This window comes from Aquincola tertiaricarbonis (assembly GCF_000969605.1).
Classification (GTDB): Bacteria; Pseudomonadota; Gammaproteobacteria; order Burkholderiales; family Burkholderiaceae_C; genus Aquincola; species Aquincola tertiaricarbonis.
On sequence record NZ_JZUE01000001.1, the window covers coordinates 225,111 to 239,734 of the forward strand.

A 14,624-nucleotide genomic window follows, 5' to 3' on the forward strand; every position below is an offset into this window, starting at 1 on the left:
GAACACCTCATGAACCTCAAGACCCGACTCGCCGCTGCCGCCCTGCTCGTGGCCACCACCGCCACCGCCTGGGCCCAGGTGCCGAAGGTGCCGAAGGTGCAGGACGCCTGGGCCCGGCCCACCGTGCAGGGCCAGAAGGCCGGCGGCGGCTTCCTGCGCATCGACAGCCCCGCCGCCGACCGCCTGCTGGGCGGCAGCACGCCGGTGGCCGGCCGGGTGGAGCTGCACAGCATGAAGATGGAAGGCGACGTGATGCGCATGCGCGAGGTGGAGGCCATCGAGCTGCCCGCGGGCCAGCCGGTGGCGCTGCAGCCCGGCGGCCTGCACCTGATGCTGATGGAGCTGAAGTCGCCGCTGAAGAACGGCGACCGCTTCCCGCTGACGTTGAAGTTCGAGAAGGCGGGTGAGCTGCAGGTGGAGGTGCAGGTGCGCACCCAGGCGCCGGGCGGTGCGGCCACCCCGGCGGGTGGCGTGCACAAGCACTGACAGCCGCCAGGCCCGTCAGCCCTGCGTGGCGGCCTGCGGCGCCGGTGCCGCCGAAGCCGGCAGGCCGAAGACCCGGTCGAAGCCCCAGTTGAAAACGAAGGTGTAGACCAGGAAGAACAGCACGAAGCCCAGGTCGGCCACCAGGGCCTCCCACAGGCTGATGTCCAGCCACCAGGCGAAGGCGGGCACCAGCAGCGCCACCAGGCCGCCTTCGAAGCCGATGGCATGGGCCACCCGGCGCTTCAGGCTGCGGCCCTTCACGGCCTGCCGGGCCTCCCACATCTCGAACAGGTGGGTGAAGGTGAGGTTCCACACCACCGCGATGGCGGAGCTGATGACCGCCAGTGCGCCGGAGTGGCCCAGGCCTTGCTCGAAGATGAGGGCCACCGCGCCGGTGACGATGGCGATGGCGATGAGTTCATACAGTGTGATGAACACGATCCGGCGTTTGATTCCTTGCATGCGCGGCACTTTACGTGTGAACCGCTGACACTTAAAGTCAACTTCCTTCAGCTTGGCTGATAGATCATGGCTTTCAACGCCGACAACGTGCCCGTCTTCCTGGCGGTGCTGGACCATGGCTCCTTCTCCGCGGCCGCCCGCTCGCTCGGCCGCGTGCCGTCGGCGGTGAGCATGGCCATGGCCAACCTGGAGGCGGAGCTGGGCCTGGTGCTGTTCGACCGCAGCGGACGCGAGCCGCGGCCGACCGAGGCCGCCCGCTCGCTCGCGCCGCAGGCCCGCGCGCTGGCGGCGCAGACGCGGCAGTTGCAGGCGCATGCGCTGGCGCTGTCGCAGGGCTTGGAGACCCGGCTCACGCTGGCCATCGCGCCGGAGCTGCTCACCGCGCCGTGGAGTCGCGCGCTGCAGGGCCTGGCGCAGGACTATCCGCTGCTGGAAGTGGAAGTGCTGGCGGCGCCGCAGGCCGACGCGCTGGCGATGCTGCACAGCGGCCGCGCGCAGCTGGCGCTGGTGTTCGAGCGGCCCAGCCTGGACGGCCGCGAGGGCTTCGAGGAGATCGACGCCGAGACCATGGTGCTGGTGATGGCGCCCGGCCATCCGGTGCTCAAGGCCATGGCACCGGGCGAGAAGCTGTGCGAGCACCACCTGATCGACACCCGGCAGATCGTGGTCAGCGGCCGCGACCCGGGCCAGGGCGACAGCCGCTTCGAGTTCGCGCGCCACCGCTGGCGCACCGACAATGCGTTGGCCGCGCTCAGCCTCATCCTGTCGGGCGTGGGCTTCGGCTGGCTGCCGCGCAGCCTGGTGCAGCCGCACGTGACGGCGGGGCGGCTGGTGGAGATGTCGTTCGAGAACCTGTCGAACGGCAACACGCTGTGGGTGGACCTGGTGTGGTCGAAGGAGCGGCCGATGGGCCCGGCCGCGCGCCGCTTCGTGGAGCGGATGCGCGCGCCTAGGACAGCGACTTCAGCGCCAGCTTGATGCCTTCGCTCACGCCCACCTCGGCTGGCAGCTTCTTCAGCGCGGCGGCGGCCTCGCGCTCGTTGTAGCCCAGGGCCACCAGCGCCTGCTGGATGTCGACCTGCGCATCGTTCTGCGGCGCGGCCGCGGGCAGCGAGAGGTCGGGGCCCAGCTTGCCCTTGAGCTCCAGCAGCAGTCGCTCGGCCGTCTTCTTGCCGATGCCCGGCACCTTCACCAGCCGGCCCGCCTGCTGCTGGCTCACGGCCTGCGCCAGTTCATTGACCGACAGGCCCGACAGCACGGACAACGCCATGCGCGGCCCCACGCCGGTGATCTTCACCAGTTGGCGGAAGCTGGTGCGCTCCTCGGCGGTGAGGAAGCCGAACAGGATCTGCGCGTCCTCGCGCACGACGAAGTGGGTGAGCAGGCTCACCTTCTCGCCCAGCCCGGGCAGGTTGAAGAACGTGCTCATCGGCACGTCCACCTCATAGCCGACGCCGTGCACGTCCACCAGCACCTGCGGCGGCGTTTTTTCGGCGATGACGCCGGTGAGTCTTCCGATCATGGCCGGATTATCCCGGCCATGTCGGGGCACGAGCCCGGCGCACGGCCGCCCGAAGCCGGGCGAGGCCCCCACGGGGGGGCGGCCTGCCGTACCCGGCATGCGGGGGCTGACATCACGATCTGCGGAAGAGGCCCAGGCGCTGGGCCTCGAGTGCGGCTTCGGCGCGCGAGCTCACGTTCAGCTTGCGGTAGATCTGCTTCACGTAGTCGGCGATCGTGTGGCGCGACAGGTTCAGCTGCACACCGATCTCCGGCAGCGTGAAGCCCTTGGCCACGCGCAGCAGCACCTCGGTCTCGCGCTCTGTGAGCGACACATGCGGCATCAGGTCGGCCTGCGGCTTGGCCTGCTGCGCGAAGTGCGAGATGACGCGCCGCGCGATCGACGGCGACAGCGGCGGCTCGCCCTGGCTGATGCGCTGCAGCTGCTCGGTGATCAACTCGCGCGGCTGCTCCTTCAGGATGTAGCCGTAGGCGCCGGCCTGCAGCGCGGGGAACAGGTGCTCGTCGTCGTCGTGGATGGTCACCACCACCGACTGCGCCTCGGGCTGCAGCTCGCGCAGCTTCTCCACCACGTCGCGGCCGGAGCCGTCGGGCAGGCCGAGGTCGATCAGCGCCAGGTCGAACTGCACCGCCTGCACCAGCGCGATGGCGTCGTGCACCCGCGCGCTCTCGGAGATCTGCGCGGTGGGAAAAACCTGCATCACCAGGGCCTTGAGCCAGGCGCGGATCTCCGGCAGGTCTTCGAGCAGCAGGATCGTCTTCATGGCGGGGCCTTGAATGAAATGAAAAGTTATCGAACGCGCAGCCGGCTAACTTGAGCTGTGCGGCTCCAGCGGCAGCGTCAGGCGGATCACCGTGCCATAGCCCGGCCCGGATTCCACCAGGCATTGGCCCTGCAGTTGTTTCGCGCGGTGTTTCATGCTCGACATGCCGTGTCCTCGGTCCAGCCGGCCATCCAGCTCCAACGGTATGCCCTTGCCGTTGTCCTGGATGACGAACTGGAAGTCGCCCTCGGCGATGGTGCAGCGCACCTTGCACTGGCTGGCGCCGCTGTGCTTGATGATGTTGCTCACCGCCTCGCGCAGGATGCGGGTCGTCTGCACATAGGCGCGGGCCGACAGCATCTGCGGAATGTCGTCGGTGGGCGAGCTCCATTCGCCCTCCATGCCGGCCTGGCCCAGGCGCGAGACCACCTCGGCCCGCCAGTCGCCCAGTGCGTCGATCAGGCGTACCGCCTTGCCGGTGAGGCCGCGCACCGACAGCCGCATTTCCTCCAGCGCCTCGCGCGCCAGGGTGGAGATGCGCTCGTTGTCGCTGGTGTGCACGATGGTCAGCAGCTTGGCGCCCAGGTCGTCGTGCAGGTCGGCGGCGATGCGCTTGCGCTCGCGCTCGGTCACCTGCTCCACCCGCAGCTCGGCCAGCTGGGCGAAGTTGCGTTCGATCTCGGCGGTGGCCTCCTTCACCTTCTGCGCCAGCGTCTCGCGGCCTTCCTCGGCCACCTGCAGCGCGCGGCCGTGCTGGGAGGTGAGCCGCAGGCCGGTGGCCACGAACACGATGGGAATCGCCATGTGCGAGATGAGCTGCCACACGGTGGGCAGCGGGCCGCGCTGCTGCGCTATCTCCAGCGCGGCCAGCACCGCCGCGCCCACCAGCGCGATGCCGGCGGCCAGCATGCGCTGGCGGCGCGTGTGCCAGGCGTTCCACAGCAGCCAGCCCACCGCGGCCGCCACTTCCAGCAGCAGCAGCGCATACCAGAGCGTGGCCAGCGTGTGCAGCCGGTTGGCACCGCCGATCAGCAGCGTGGCCGGCACCACCGCGCACTGCGCATACAGCGCGGCGGTGACGCTGCGCGAGCGCGTGCCGGAGTAGCGCAGCACGAACTGCACGGCAGCCAGCGTCACCAGCGGCATGCAGCTCACCACCAGCAGCTCGGCGTCGTAGTTGGGCAGCGGCACGTTGCGCCACCAGAGCCGGGCCGTCACCGCCGCCCAGCCCAGCGACAGCGCGCCGAAATACGCCAGGTGGCGCTCCCGCGCATTCACCACGCCCAGCAGCAGGAGCATGCCGCCCAGCAGGGCCAGGGTGGCGCTCACCGCCTGCGGCAGCGAGACGTCGATGGCGTATTCGGTGGCATGCAACTGCGCGATGCGGTCGTAGGGGCCGACCTGCAGCGCCGAGAGCCCGCCCGCGCGTTGCCAGGAAGCCACCCGCTCCAGCGGATGGCCGGCCACCTTGATGTCCAGCAGGTTGTCGCGGTCGCGCAGCAGCGTGGCCGGCAGCGCCACCAGCTGCGGATGCTGGCAGTTGTGGGTGATGGGCTCTCGCATGCGGCCGGCCACGTGCAGCAGCTGCCCGTTGAGGTACACCTCCGCGTTGGAGCACACCCGCTCGATCATCAGGCCCAGCAGCGCGCCGCTGTCGCGCAGGCCGGGCGCGTCGAAGGCGGTGCGGTACCACACCGGCCCCAGGTGGCCGGGGCGGGTCTCGGCCCAGTCGTCGGGCAAGGTCACCGGCCAGCTGGGCACGCTGACCGGAAACACCAGCGAATCGGATTCGGCCGTCAGCGCCTGCTTGAGGATGACCGTGTCCAGCCCGCCGGCCGCCGCTGGTGCGGTGGGCGCCGCGGCGGCGGCGAGCAGGCCGCCGGCCAGCCAGGCCAGCAGCACGAGCCGCAGGCCCGCCAGGTACTTCAGCGCGAAGGAAGGGGCTTGGGGCATGGAGCGCGGATTGTGCAGGAGCCATCCCCCGGTCCCGGGTACCGCAAGCGGCGCGACAATGTGAAGACATTCTCGAAACAGCAGGTCCCCCCTCTTGATCCTTCGCCACGCCTTCATTCCGCCCGACAACCAACGGCTGGCCAACCTGTGCGGCAACCTGGACGAGCACCTGCGCGCCATCGAGGCCGCGTTCGACGTGCGCATCGCCCGCCGCAACGAGTCGTTCCGGGTGGAGGGCGCCAGGGCGCCGGCCGAGCGGGCGGTGCTGCTGCTGCAGAACCTGTACGACCGGGCGCGCCGGCCCATTCCGCCGGAGAACTTCCAGCTGGCGCTGGCCCAGGCGGCGCAGGAAGCCGCGCCCGCGGCGAAGAAGCGCAGCTCGCGTGCCGCGGCCAATGGCAGCGGCGCCGATGGCGAGGCCGGCGAGCCCGTGCCCGGTGCGGGCGAGGTGGTGCTGCAGACGCGCCGTGCCGACCTGCAGGGCCGCACGCCCAACCAGCAGGTGTACCTGCGCAACATCCTCGACCACGACATCACCTTCGGCATCGGCCCGGCCGGCACGGGCAAGACCTTCCTGGCGGTGGCCTGCGCGGTGGATGCCCTGGAGCGCAGCCAGGTGCAGCGCATCGTGCTCACCCGCCCGGCGGTGGAGGCGGGCGAGCGCCTGGGCTTCCTGCCCGGCGACTTGACACAGAAGGTGGACCCCTACCTGCGCCCGCTGTACGACGCGCTCTATGACCTGATGGGCTTCGACCGCGTGACCAAGGCCTTCGAGAAGGGCACGATCGAGATCGCGCCGCTGGCCTTCATGCGCGGCCGCACGCTCAACCATGCCTTCGTCATCCTGGACGAGGCGCAGAACACCACCAGCGAGCAGATGAAGATGTTCCTCACCCGCATCGGCTTCGGCGCCAAGGCGGTGGTGACGGGGGACGTGAGCCAGATCGACCTGCCCAAGGGCACGCTCAGCGGCCTGATCGAGGCCGAGCGGGTGCTGCGCCGGGTCAAGGGCATCGCCATCACGCGCTTCACCGCGGCCGACGTGGTGCGCCATCCGCTGGTGGCGCGCATCGTGGAGGCCTACGAGGCCGAAGGCGTGCGCGGCGGGGTGTGAGCGTGGCGGACGAACTGAGCCTGTCGCTGCAGCAGCCCGACGCGCGCCACCGCGCCCACCTGCCGCGCCGCCGCGTGATGCGCTGGCTGAAGGCCGCGCTCGACGGGCCGGCCGAGATCACCGTGCGCATCGTCGATGCCGAGGAAGGCCAGGCGCTGAACCGCGAGTACCGCCAGCGCGACTACGCCACCAACGTGCTCACGTTCGACTACCAGCATGAGCCGGTGGTGGTGGCCGACCTGGTGCTGTGCGCGCCGGTGGTGGAACGCGAGGCGCAGGAGATGGGCCTGCCGGTGGCCGACCACTATGCCCACCTGCTGGTGCACGGCGCCCTGCATGCGCAGGGCCACGACCACGAGCAAGACGACGAGGCCGAGGCCATGGAATCGCGCGAGCGCGAGATCCTGAAGGGGCTGGGGCTGCACGACCCCTACCCCGTGGGGTGATGCGGCCCAGGCCGGACCGATGCGGCTTCAGCGCTGCTTCAGCAGCCGCGCCGCTTCCAGCGCGAAGTAGGTCAGCACGCCGTCGGCACCCGCGCGCTTGAAGGCGAGCAGCGCTTCCATCATCGCGGCCTCGCCGTCCAGCCAGCCGTTCTGCGCGGCGGCCTTCAGCATCGCGTATTCGCCGCTGACCTGGTAGGCGAAGGTGGGCACGCGGAACTGGTCCTTCACCCGGCGCACGATGTCCAGGTACGGCATGCCGGGCTTCACCATCACCATGTCGGCGCCCTCGGCGATGTCCAGCGCCACCTCGCGCAGGGCCTCGTCGCTGTTGCCGGGGTCCATCTGGTAGACCTGCTTGTTGCTCTTGCCCAGGTTGGCCTTGCTGCCCACCGCGTCGCGGAAGGGGCCGTAGAAGGCGCTGGCGTACTTGGCGCTGTAGGCCATGATCCGCGTGTGGATCAGCCGCTGTTCCTCCAGCGTGCTGCGGATGGCGCCGATACGGCCGTCCATCATGTCGCTGGGCGCCACGATGTCCACGCCCGCCTGCGCCTGCACCAGCGCCTGCTGCGTCAGCACCGCCAGTGTCTCGTCGTTCAGGATGTAGCCGGTGTCGTCGAGCAGACCGTCCTGGCCGTGCGTGGTGAAGGGGTCCAGCGCCACGTCGGTCAGCAGGCCCAGCTCGGGGAAGCGGTCCTTCAGCGCCCGCACCACCCGCGGCACCAGGCCGTCGGGGTTGGTGGCCTCGCGGCCGTCGGGCGTCTTCAGGCCGACGTCGATCACCGGGAACAGCGCCATCACCGGCACGCCCAGCTTCACGCATTCCTCGGCCAGCGGATACAGCTTGTCGAGCGACAGCCGCTGCACGCCGGGCATGCTGGCCACGTCCTGCACCTGGTTCTGCCCGTCCAGCACGAACACCGGCAGGATCAGGTCCGACGTCGTCAGCTGGTGCTCGCGCACCATCGCGCGGGTGAAGGCATCGCGGCGCAGCCGGCGCGGGCGGCTGGCGGGGTAGGGCGGCAGGGGCGGCAGATGGAAGGCGCTCACGGCAGTTCTTTCTGCAGCCGCGGCGGCCGGGGCTGCTGGTTTGCCCTTGTACTCAGGCTGTAACAAAAGCTGTTTAAGAGGCTAAAATCACGGATGAATGGTAGCCGCAAGGTTGTCATTCCCTGCTTTTCCTCCCTGAGCAGGTGCCTTGTTGACCAGTTCAGCAGGGTTTTGCAGCCCCGGCCGGTCCGGGGCGCTTCTTTTTGTAGAGCCCCCAGCTCGCTGCGCTTGCGGCCCCCGGCTGCGTCCCCGCCCTTGGGGCGGCCCTGCGGGCGGTGCACGGTGCCCCCAGGTCGCTGCGCTTGCGGCCCCCGAGGGGCGTCCCCGCCCTTGGGGCGGCCCTGCGGGCGGTGCTGTCCATAATGGCCCGATGAGTTCCGCATACCTCTGGATCAAGGCCTTCCATCTCGTGTTCGTGGCCAGCTGGTTCGCCGGCCTGTTCTACCTGCCGCGCATCTTTGTCAACCTGGCCCAGGTGAGCGCCGACAGCCATGCCGAGCGCGAGCGCCTGCTGGTGATGGCGCGCCGGCTCTACCGCTTCATGACGGTGCTGGCCGTGCCGGCGCTGGTGCTGGGCCTGTGGTTGTGGCTGGGGTACGGCATCCAGGGCGGCTGGCTGCATGCCAAGCTGGCGCTGGTGCTGCTGGTGCTGGGCTACCACCACGCGTGCGGCCTGCTGCTGGGCAAGTTCGAGGCGTTCGCCAACAAGCACTCCGAGCGCTGGTTCCGCGTATTCAACGAAAGCGCGGTGATCCTGTTCATCGCCATCGTGGTGCTGGTCATCGTCAAGCCGTTCTGACGCCATGCCCGGCCAGCGCAGTTCGGCCGTGCCGCTGGCATGGGCCTATGCACTGCTGATCGGCTACGCCAGCCTGTACCCGTTCGGTCCCTGGCGCTGGCCGCCCGGCGTGGAACTGACCGACCTGATGCAGCTGCCCTGGCCGCGCTGGCGGGACCGCTTCGACGAGGTGGCCAACCTGCTGGGCTACCTGCCGCTGGGCCTGCTGGTGTACGGCGCCGCGGTGCGCAGCGGCGCCCGCGCCTGGCTGGCCGCGCTGCTGGGCCTGATGCTGCCGGCGGGCCTGTCCTTCGGCATGGAGCTGACGCAGAACTTCCTGGCCAGCCGCGTGCCCTCGCTGCGCGACTGGGTGCTGAATGCCGGCGGCGGCGCCATCGGCGTGGCGCTGGGCGCACTGGGCCAGCGGCTGGGGCTGGACCGGCGCTGGCAGCGCACCCGCCAGCGCTGGTTCGTGCAGCAAAGCGCCGGTGCCATCGCGCTGCTGCTGCTGTGGCCGGTGGGCCTGCTGTTTCCGCAGCCGCTGCCGCTGGGCGTGGGCCAGGTGGGGGACGAGCTGCGCCAGTTCGCGCTGGCCGCGCTGGCCGACACGCCCTGGGAGCCGGAGGCCGCCGACTGGCTGGAGACCACGTCCGCGGCACAGGCGCCGCTGTCGCCGCTGCACGAAGGCAGTGCCATCGCGCTGGGCTTGCTGGGGCCATGCCTGGTGGCCTATGCCATCACCGCGCGCGGGTGGCGGCGGGTGGTGCTGGCGCTGGGCGCCACTGCGCTGGCCTTCAGCGCCACCACGCTGTCCACCACGCTGAACTTCGGGCCTGACCATGCACTCACCTGGCTCACGCCCACCAGCCTAGCGGCGCTGGGCTGGGGCCTGGGCCTGGCGTTGCTGTGCTCCCTGGCCGGCCGCCGGCTGGCTGCGGCGCTCGGGCTGATGGCGCTTACCGCGCTGGTGGCGCTGGTGGCGCAGGCACCGTCCGATCCCTACTTCGCAGCCAGCCTGCAGGCCTGGGAGCAGGGGCGCTTCATCCGCTTCCATGGGCTGGCGCGCTGGATCGGCTGGCTGTGGCCCTACCTGGCGATGCTGTGGCTGCTGTCGCGGCTGACCGCCCGCGAGGCCGACCCGGCATAGCCCCACCGACGGTGCAGGCGTTGGGCACTGGCCGACACTGGCCGGCCCAGAACGCAGGAGGACAACACATGACCGACACCCGCATCGAACGCGACAGCATGGGCGAGGTGGCCGTTCCGGCCGAGGCCCTCTACGGCGCGCAGACCCAGCGCGCGGTGCAGAACTTCCCGGTGAGCGGGCTGCGCATGCCACCGGGCTTCGTGCGGGCGCTGCTTACCGTCAAGGCCGCCGCGGCGCGCGCCAACGTGAAGATCGGCCAGCTGCCGGCCGACCTGGGCCAGGCCATCGACGCCGCCTGCACCCGTGCCGCCGAGGGCGACTTCATGCAGCAGTTCCCAATCGACGTGTTCCAGACCGGCTCGGGCACCAGCAGCAACATGAACGCCAACGAGGTGGTGGCCACGCTGGCCACGCGCGCGCTGGGCCAGCCGGTGAACCCGAACGACCACGTGAACGCCGGCCAGAGCAGCAACGACACCATCCCCACCGCGCTGCATGTGGCGGCGGCGCTGTCGGTGGAGCGCGAGCTGCTGCCCGCGCTGCAGCACCTGGCCAGCGTCACCCGCCGCAAGGGCGAATCGCTGCACGGCAGCGTGAAGACCGGCCGCACCCACCTGATGGACGCGATGCCGGTGCGCATGAGCCAGGTGCTGGACGGCTGGGCCGAGCAGGTGAGCCATGCGGCGCAGCAGGTGGCGCATGCGCAGCAGTCGCTGCTGAAGCTGGCGCAGGGTGGCACCGCAGTGGGCACCGGCGTCAATGCCCATCCGCAATTCGTCGCGGCCTTCCATGCGGAGCTGGCCGAGCTGACCGGCCTGCGCTTCACCCGCGCGCCCAGCTTCTTCGCGGCCATGGGCTCGCAGGACGCGGCGGTGGCGATGTCCGGCGCGCTGAAGACGCTGGCGGTGGCGCTGACCAAGATCGCCAACGACCTGCGCTGGATGAACTCCGGCCCGCTGGCCGGCCTGGGCGAGATCGAGCTCGAAGCCCTGCAGCCGGGCTCTTCGATCATGCCGGGCAAGGTGAACCCGGTGATCCCGGAATCGGTGGCGATGGTGGCTGCGCAGGTCATCGGCAACGACACCGCCATCATGCTGGCCGGCCAGTCGGGCAACTTCGAGCTGAACGTGATGCTGCCGCTGGTGGCGCGCAACCTGCTGGAAAGCATCGGCCTGCTGGCCAGCGCCAGCCGGCTGCTGGCCGACCGTGCCATCGCCGGCTTCCGGGTGAACGAGGCGCGGCTGAAGGAGGCGCTGGACCGCAATCCCATCCTGGTGACGGCGCTGAACCCGGTGATCGGCTACGCCCGGGCCGCCGAGATCGCCAAGGAGGCCTACCGCGACGGCCGGCCCATCCTCGACGTGGCGCTGGAGCGCACCGACCTGCCGCGCGAGCGCCTGGCCGAGCTGCTGGACCCCACCCGGCTGACCGAAGGCGGGGTGTAGCGCCGGGCCCGCGGCAGCGGGCTGTTCCGGACGGCCGCCCGCTTGCAATTGGGCACAATCGCCCCGGCCCGCCGCGCAGGCGGGCGGAAGAGATCGCATGCCCGTGCCCTGGTTCCGCCGCCCGCTGCTGCCGTCCACCATTTGGCCTCTTGCGGCGCTCCCCGCGCTCGCCGTCGTCGCTGCGCTGGCTGCCTGCCTGGCGATGGGCGGACTGCTGCTGGCGCCCGCAGGGGCGCAGGCCCATGCCAATGGCGCGGCTTCCACGCCGGACGGCAACCTGATGCTCAGCCCGCAGGAGCAGGCGCTCCTGCAGCGCAAGCAGGTGCTGCGGGTGGGTACCGACATGGTCGACTACCCGCCGATCGAGCTGTTCGGCGGCCCCGCCGGCTACCGCGGCATCAGCGCCGAATACCTGCAGCGCGTGGCCAGCCGGCTGGGCCTGCAGGTGGAGCTGGTGGGCTTCACCAGCTGGCCGGAGGTGCTGGCCGCGCTGGCGCGCGACGAGATCGACCTCGTGCCGAGCGTGGTGGCCACGCCCGCGCGCCAGCTGGGCATGCACCTGTCCGACAGCTACCTGCGCGGCCGCCACTACCTGGTGGTGCGCGAGCGCGACCACGACATCCGCGGCGCCGAGGACCTGCCCGGCCGGCTGGTGGCCGCGCCGCGCGGCTATGCCCAGCGCGAGATGCTGGAGCAGCGCGTGCCCGGGGTGCGCTTCCTCGACGTGGAGAGCCCCGAGGCCGCGGTGCGCGCCGTGTTTGCCGGCCAGGCCGACGCCTGCATCGGCAGCGGCGTGGTCATCCGCTACCTGCTGTCGCAGCTGGACGTGTCGCACCTGGCCATCCGCGGCGAGATCGACATGCCGCCGGAGGCGCTGACCTTCGCCGTCTCGCCCGGCCAGCCCGAGCTGCTGGGCCTGGTGAACCGGGCGCTGGCGGATGTCAGCGCCGACGAGCACCAGGCCATCCGCTCGCGCTGGGTGGCCTCGCCGCCGGAGGTGAATGCGCGCGACCTGCTGCGCACCATCTGGCCCTACCTGCTGAGCCTGGCCGGCGCCGGCGTGCTGCTGTTCATCTGGAACCAGCGCCTGCGCCGCGAGGTGCGGCAGCGCCGCGAGGCCGAGCACGCCGCGCAGGCCGCGCGCCAGCAGCTGGACGACATGGCCAATGCGCTGCCGGTGGTGGTCTTCCAGCGGGTGTCGGGCCCGCAGCGCAACTACTACACCTTCGTCGGCCGCGGCGTGCGCGAGCTGCTGGGCTGCACCGCCGAGGAGCTGATGCGCGATCCCGAGCTGCGCTGGCGCTGCGTGCACGAGGACGACCTGGCCTGGTCGCGCGCGCGGGTGGACGAGGTGATGCGCGATGGCCTCGGCGGCAGCTTCCAGTTCCGGGTGCGCACCGGCGGCCGGGTGCGCTGGGTGGAGTCGCTGACCACCGCCAGCCGCCAGGCCGACGGCTCCACCGTGTTCACCGGCGCCTGGCGCGACATCACCGAGCTGGCCGAGGCCCAGCAGGTGGCCCGCGACGCGGCCCATGCCAAGAGCACCTTCCTGGCCAACATGAGCCACGAGATCCGCACGCCGATGAATGCCATCCTGGGCATGGCGCGGCTGGCGCTGGCCAGTGGGCTGGACGCCCGGCAGCGCAACTACGTGCAGAAGGTGGAGCGGGCGGCCAAGTCGCTGCTGGGCATCATCAATGACATCCTGGACTTCTCGAAGATCGAGGCCGGCAAGCTCGGCATGGAAAGCGCGCCCTTCGACCTGGAGGAGGTGCTGGACAGCCTGGCGGCCGTGGTGGGCCTGCAGGCAGAGGAAAAAGGCCTGGAGCTGATGTTCCGCATGCCGCCCGAGGTGCCCACCGCGCTGGTGGGCGACGCGTTGCGGCTGGGCCAGGTGCTGGTGAACTTGGGCAGCAATGCGGTGAAGTTCACCGAGCGTGGCGAGATCGTGGTGAGCGTGTCGGTGGTGTCCTTCGGCAGCGACCTGGAGCTGGGCTTCGCGGTGCGCGACACCGGCGTGGGCATGGAAGCCTCGCAGTGCGAGCGGCTGTTCCGCCCCTTCGAGCAGGTGGACAGCTCCACCTCGCGCCGGCATGGCGGCACCGGCCTGGGCCTGGCCATCTCCAGCCACCTGGTGCGGCAGATGGGCGGCCATCTCACCGTCACCTCGCAGCCGGGGCGGGGCAGCGAATTCCGCTTCACCGCGCGCTTCGGCCTGCAGGACGGGCAGCCCGCCCCGGCGCCGCCCGAGCTGGCCGGCCGCCGCACGCTGGTGCTGGACGACCACCCTGGCGTGCAGGGCCTGCTGGCCGAGATGGCCGCCGGCCTGGGCCTGGAGCCCGAGACCCCGCGCGACGGCTGGGACGTGCTGCGCCGCATGACCCTGGCCGCGCAGGCGGGCACGCCCTTCGAGCTGGCGGTGCTGGACTGGAAGATGCCCGGCCTGGACGGCCTGCAGTGCGCACGCCAGATCGGCCCGGCGATGCCGGTGGTGCTGCTGGCCACGGCGCTGAATGCCGATGAGCTGCGGCAGCGGCTGGAAGCCGAGGGCCAGGCGCGGCGCGAGGTGCTGGTCAAGCCGGTGACGCCGGCCGCGCTGCGGCGCGCCTGCCTGGCGGTGCTGGGCCATGCCACCCAGGCGCGGCCGGCCGACCGCCAGGCCGAGCACGGCGTGCCTGCGGACGCCCGCGTGCTCGCCGGCCGCAGCGTGCTGCTGGTGGAGGACAACCTCATCAACCAGGAGCTGGCGGTGGAGCTGCTCACGGCGGCCGGCATCCGCGTGACGGTGGCCGACAACGGGCAGGAGGCGCTGGAACGCCTGGGCCGCCAGCGCTTCGACGCGGTGCTGATGGACTGCCAGATGCCGGTGATGGACGGCTACGAGGCCACCCGCGCCATCCGTGCGCAGCCCTGCTGGGAAGCGCTGCCGGTGATCGCGATGACGGCCAACGCGATGACCAGCGACCGCGACCGCGCCTTCGCCGCCGGCATGAACGACCACATCGCCAAGCCGGTGGAGGTGGGCCGCATGTTCGAGGTGCTCAAGCGCTGGATGCTGCCCGGCGCTGCGCCGCTGCCGGTGCAGACGGTGCCGGTGGTGGGCGGCGCGCCCGATCCGCTGCGTACGCTGGCCGGCATCGACGTGGCGGCCGGCCGCAGCGCCGCGGGTGGCAACGAGCAGCTGTACCGCCGGCTGCTGGTGCGCTTCCGCGAATCGCAGCGCGGCTTTGCGCAGCAGCTGGTGCAGGCGCTGGACGCCGACCGCGCGCATGCGCGGCGGCTGGCGCACGACCTGCACAGCGTGTCCGGCTCGCTGGGCATGCGGGCGCTGTCGCAGGCGGCACGCCGGCTGGAGGACGCCATCGGCGGTGATGCCGATCCGCATGCCGCGCTGGCCGCGGTGATGCAGCAGCTGTCGCCGGTGATGGACGAGCTGGAGCGGGTGGCCGCCGTGCCGTAGC

The 14,624-nt window shown here is 71.2% G+C and carries 13 protein-coding genes; 8 read left to right on the top strand and 5 right to left on the bottom strand.

The genetic code is table 11. The features are described 5' to 3' along the window. The first annotated feature begins 9 nt into the window (after positions 1 to 9). Complete coding sequence (locus tag VO99_RS01105; RefSeq protein WP_046110942.1) at positions 10 to 486, top strand: copper chaperone PCu(A)C; 477 nt, start codon at positions 10 to 12, stop codon at positions 484 to 486. Positions 487 to 501: 15 nt separating this feature from the next. Here the strand turns inward: VO99_RS01105 and VO99_RS01110 are convergent, their stop codons facing one another. Then, entirely contained in the window at positions 502 to 948 is a 447-nt protein-coding gene (locus VO99_RS01110; protein WP_046111208.1) for a PACE efflux transporter, read from the bottom strand. Between the two features lie 66 nt (positions 949 to 1,014). On the opposite strand from VO99_RS01110, the gene VO99_RS01115 reads away from it, so the two are divergent. Beyond that, positions 1,015 to 1,926 (top strand): LysR family transcriptional regulator, encoded by a 912-nt coding sequence (locus VO99_RS01115; protein WP_046110943.1) that lies wholly within the window; start codon positions 1,015 to 1,017, stop codon positions 1,924 to 1,926. Here the strand turns inward: VO99_RS01115 and ruvA are convergent. The 3 genes from ruvA to VO99_RS01130 all read right to left on the bottom strand — a co-directional run bounded on the left by ruvA (position 1,898) and on the right by VO99_RS01130 (position 5,186). Continuing rightward, positions 1,898 to 2,470 carry a Holliday junction branch migration protein RuvA gene (ruvA, locus tag VO99_RS01120; RefSeq protein WP_046110944.1) on the bottom strand — a complete coding sequence of 191 codons (573 nt, stop codon included), beginning with the start codon at positions 2,468 to 2,470 and terminating at the stop codon, positions 1,898 to 1,900. The two genes, VO99_RS01115 and ruvA, sit on opposite strands and share 29 nt — an antisense overlap. Before the next feature lie 112 nt (positions 2,471 to 2,582). Beyond that, a complete protein-coding gene (embR, locus tag VO99_RS01125) occupies positions 2,583 to 3,233 on the bottom strand; it encodes a response regulator transcription factor EmbR (RefSeq protein ID WP_046110945.1) in 651 nt (216 codons plus the stop codon). 45 nt (positions 3,234 to 3,278) lie between these two features. After that, positions 3,279 to 5,186, bottom strand: coding sequence for a sensor histidine kinase (locus tag VO99_RS01130; RefSeq protein ID WP_046110946.1), 1,908 nt, complete (start codon positions 5,184 to 5,186; stop codon positions 3,279 to 3,281). A gap of 94 nt (positions 5,187 to 5,280) precedes the next feature. On the opposite strand from VO99_RS01130, the gene VO99_RS01135 reads away from it, so the two are divergent. Together VO99_RS01135 and ybeY are read left to right on the top strand one after the other, a co-directional pair. Continuing rightward, positions 5,281 to 6,300 (top strand): PhoH family protein, encoded by a 1,020-nt coding sequence (locus VO99_RS01135; protein ID WP_046110947.1) that lies wholly within the window; start codon positions 5,281 to 5,283, stop codon positions 6,298 to 6,300. Positions 6,301 to 6,302: 2 nt separating this feature from the next. Beyond that, positions 6,303 to 6,746, top strand: a complete 444-nt coding sequence (gene ybeY, locus VO99_RS01140) for an rRNA maturation RNase YbeY (protein WP_046111209.1) — start codon at positions 6,303 to 6,305, stop codon at positions 6,744 to 6,746. Positions 6,747 to 6,773: 27 nt separating this feature from the next. Here ybeY and hemB read toward each other — a convergent pair whose 3' ends face one another. Further along, positions 6,774 to 7,793 carry a porphobilinogen synthase gene (gene hemB, locus VO99_RS01145; protein ID WP_375136374.1) on the bottom strand — a complete coding sequence of 340 codons (1,020 nt, stop codon included), beginning with the start codon at positions 7,791 to 7,793 and terminating at the stop codon, positions 6,774 to 6,776. Between the two features lie 370 nt (positions 7,794 to 8,163). Between hemB and VO99_RS01150 the strand changes: the two genes are divergently transcribed. The 4 genes from VO99_RS01150 to VO99_RS01165 all read left to right on the top strand — a co-directional run bounded on the left by VO99_RS01150 (position 8,164) and on the right by VO99_RS01165 (position 14,623). After that, positions 8,164 to 8,592 carry a CopD family protein gene (locus tag VO99_RS01150; RefSeq protein ID WP_046110948.1) on the top strand — a complete coding sequence of 143 codons (429 nt, stop codon included), beginning with the start codon at positions 8,164 to 8,166 and terminating at the stop codon, positions 8,590 to 8,592. A 4-nt stretch (positions 8,593 to 8,596) separates the two neighbouring features. Beyond that, entirely contained in the window at positions 8,597 to 9,718 is a 1,122-nt protein-coding gene (locus tag VO99_RS01155; RefSeq protein WP_046110949.1) for a VanZ family protein, read from the top strand. Positions 9,719 to 9,786: 68 nt separating this feature from the next. Continuing rightward, positions 9,787 to 11,163: a class II fumarate hydratase gene (locus VO99_RS01160; protein ID WP_046110950.1), complete on the top strand. Its 1,377-nt coding sequence runs from the start codon at positions 9,787 to 9,789 to the stop codon at positions 11,161 to 11,163. Positions 11,164 to 11,365: 202 nt separating this feature from the next. Continuing rightward, positions 11,366 to 14,623, top strand: coding sequence for a response regulator (locus VO99_RS01165; RefSeq protein WP_198156830.1), 3,258 nt, complete (start codon positions 11,366 to 11,368; stop codon positions 14,621 to 14,623). The last annotated feature ends 1 nt before the right edge of the window (position 14,624 follow it).

Bases quoted from the DNA above. Each gene is read 5' to 3' on its own strand.
- VO99_RS01105 (WP_046110942.1), top strand. From the start codon at position 10: ATGAACCTCAAGACCCGACTCGCCGCTGCCGCCCTGCTCGTGGCCACC.
- VO99_RS01110 (WP_046111208.1), bottom strand. From the start codon at position 948: ATGCAAGGAATCAAACGCCGGATCGTGTTCATCACACTGTATGAACTC.
- VO99_RS01115 (WP_046110943.1), top strand. From the start codon at position 1,015: ATGGCTTTCAACGCCGACAACGTGCCCGTCTTCCTGGCGGTGCTGGAC.
- ruvA (WP_046110944.1), bottom strand. From the start codon at position 2,470: ATGATCGGAAGACTCACCGGCGTCATCGCCGAAAAAACGCCGCCGCAG.
- embR (WP_046110945.1), bottom strand. From the start codon at position 3,233: ATGAAGACGATCCTGCTGCTCGAAGACCTGCCGGAGATCCGCGCCTGG.
- VO99_RS01130 (WP_046110946.1), bottom strand. From the start codon at position 5,186: ATGCCCCAAGCCCCTTCCTTCGCGCTGAAGTACCTGGCGGGCCTGCGG.
- VO99_RS01150 (WP_046110948.1), top strand. From the start codon at position 8,164: ATGAGTTCCGCATACCTCTGGATCAAGGCCTTCCATCTCGTGTTCGTG.
- VO99_RS01155 (WP_046110949.1), top strand. From the start codon at position 8,597: ATGCCCGGCCAGCGCAGTTCGGCCGTGCCGCTGGCATGGGCCTATGCA.
- VO99_RS01160 (WP_046110950.1), top strand. From the start codon at position 9,787: ATGACCGACACCCGCATCGAACGCGACAGCATGGGCGAGGTGGCCGTT.
- VO99_RS01165 (WP_198156830.1), top strand. From the start codon at position 11,366: ATGGGCGGACTGCTGCTGGCGCCCGCAGGGGCGCAGGCCCATGCCAAT.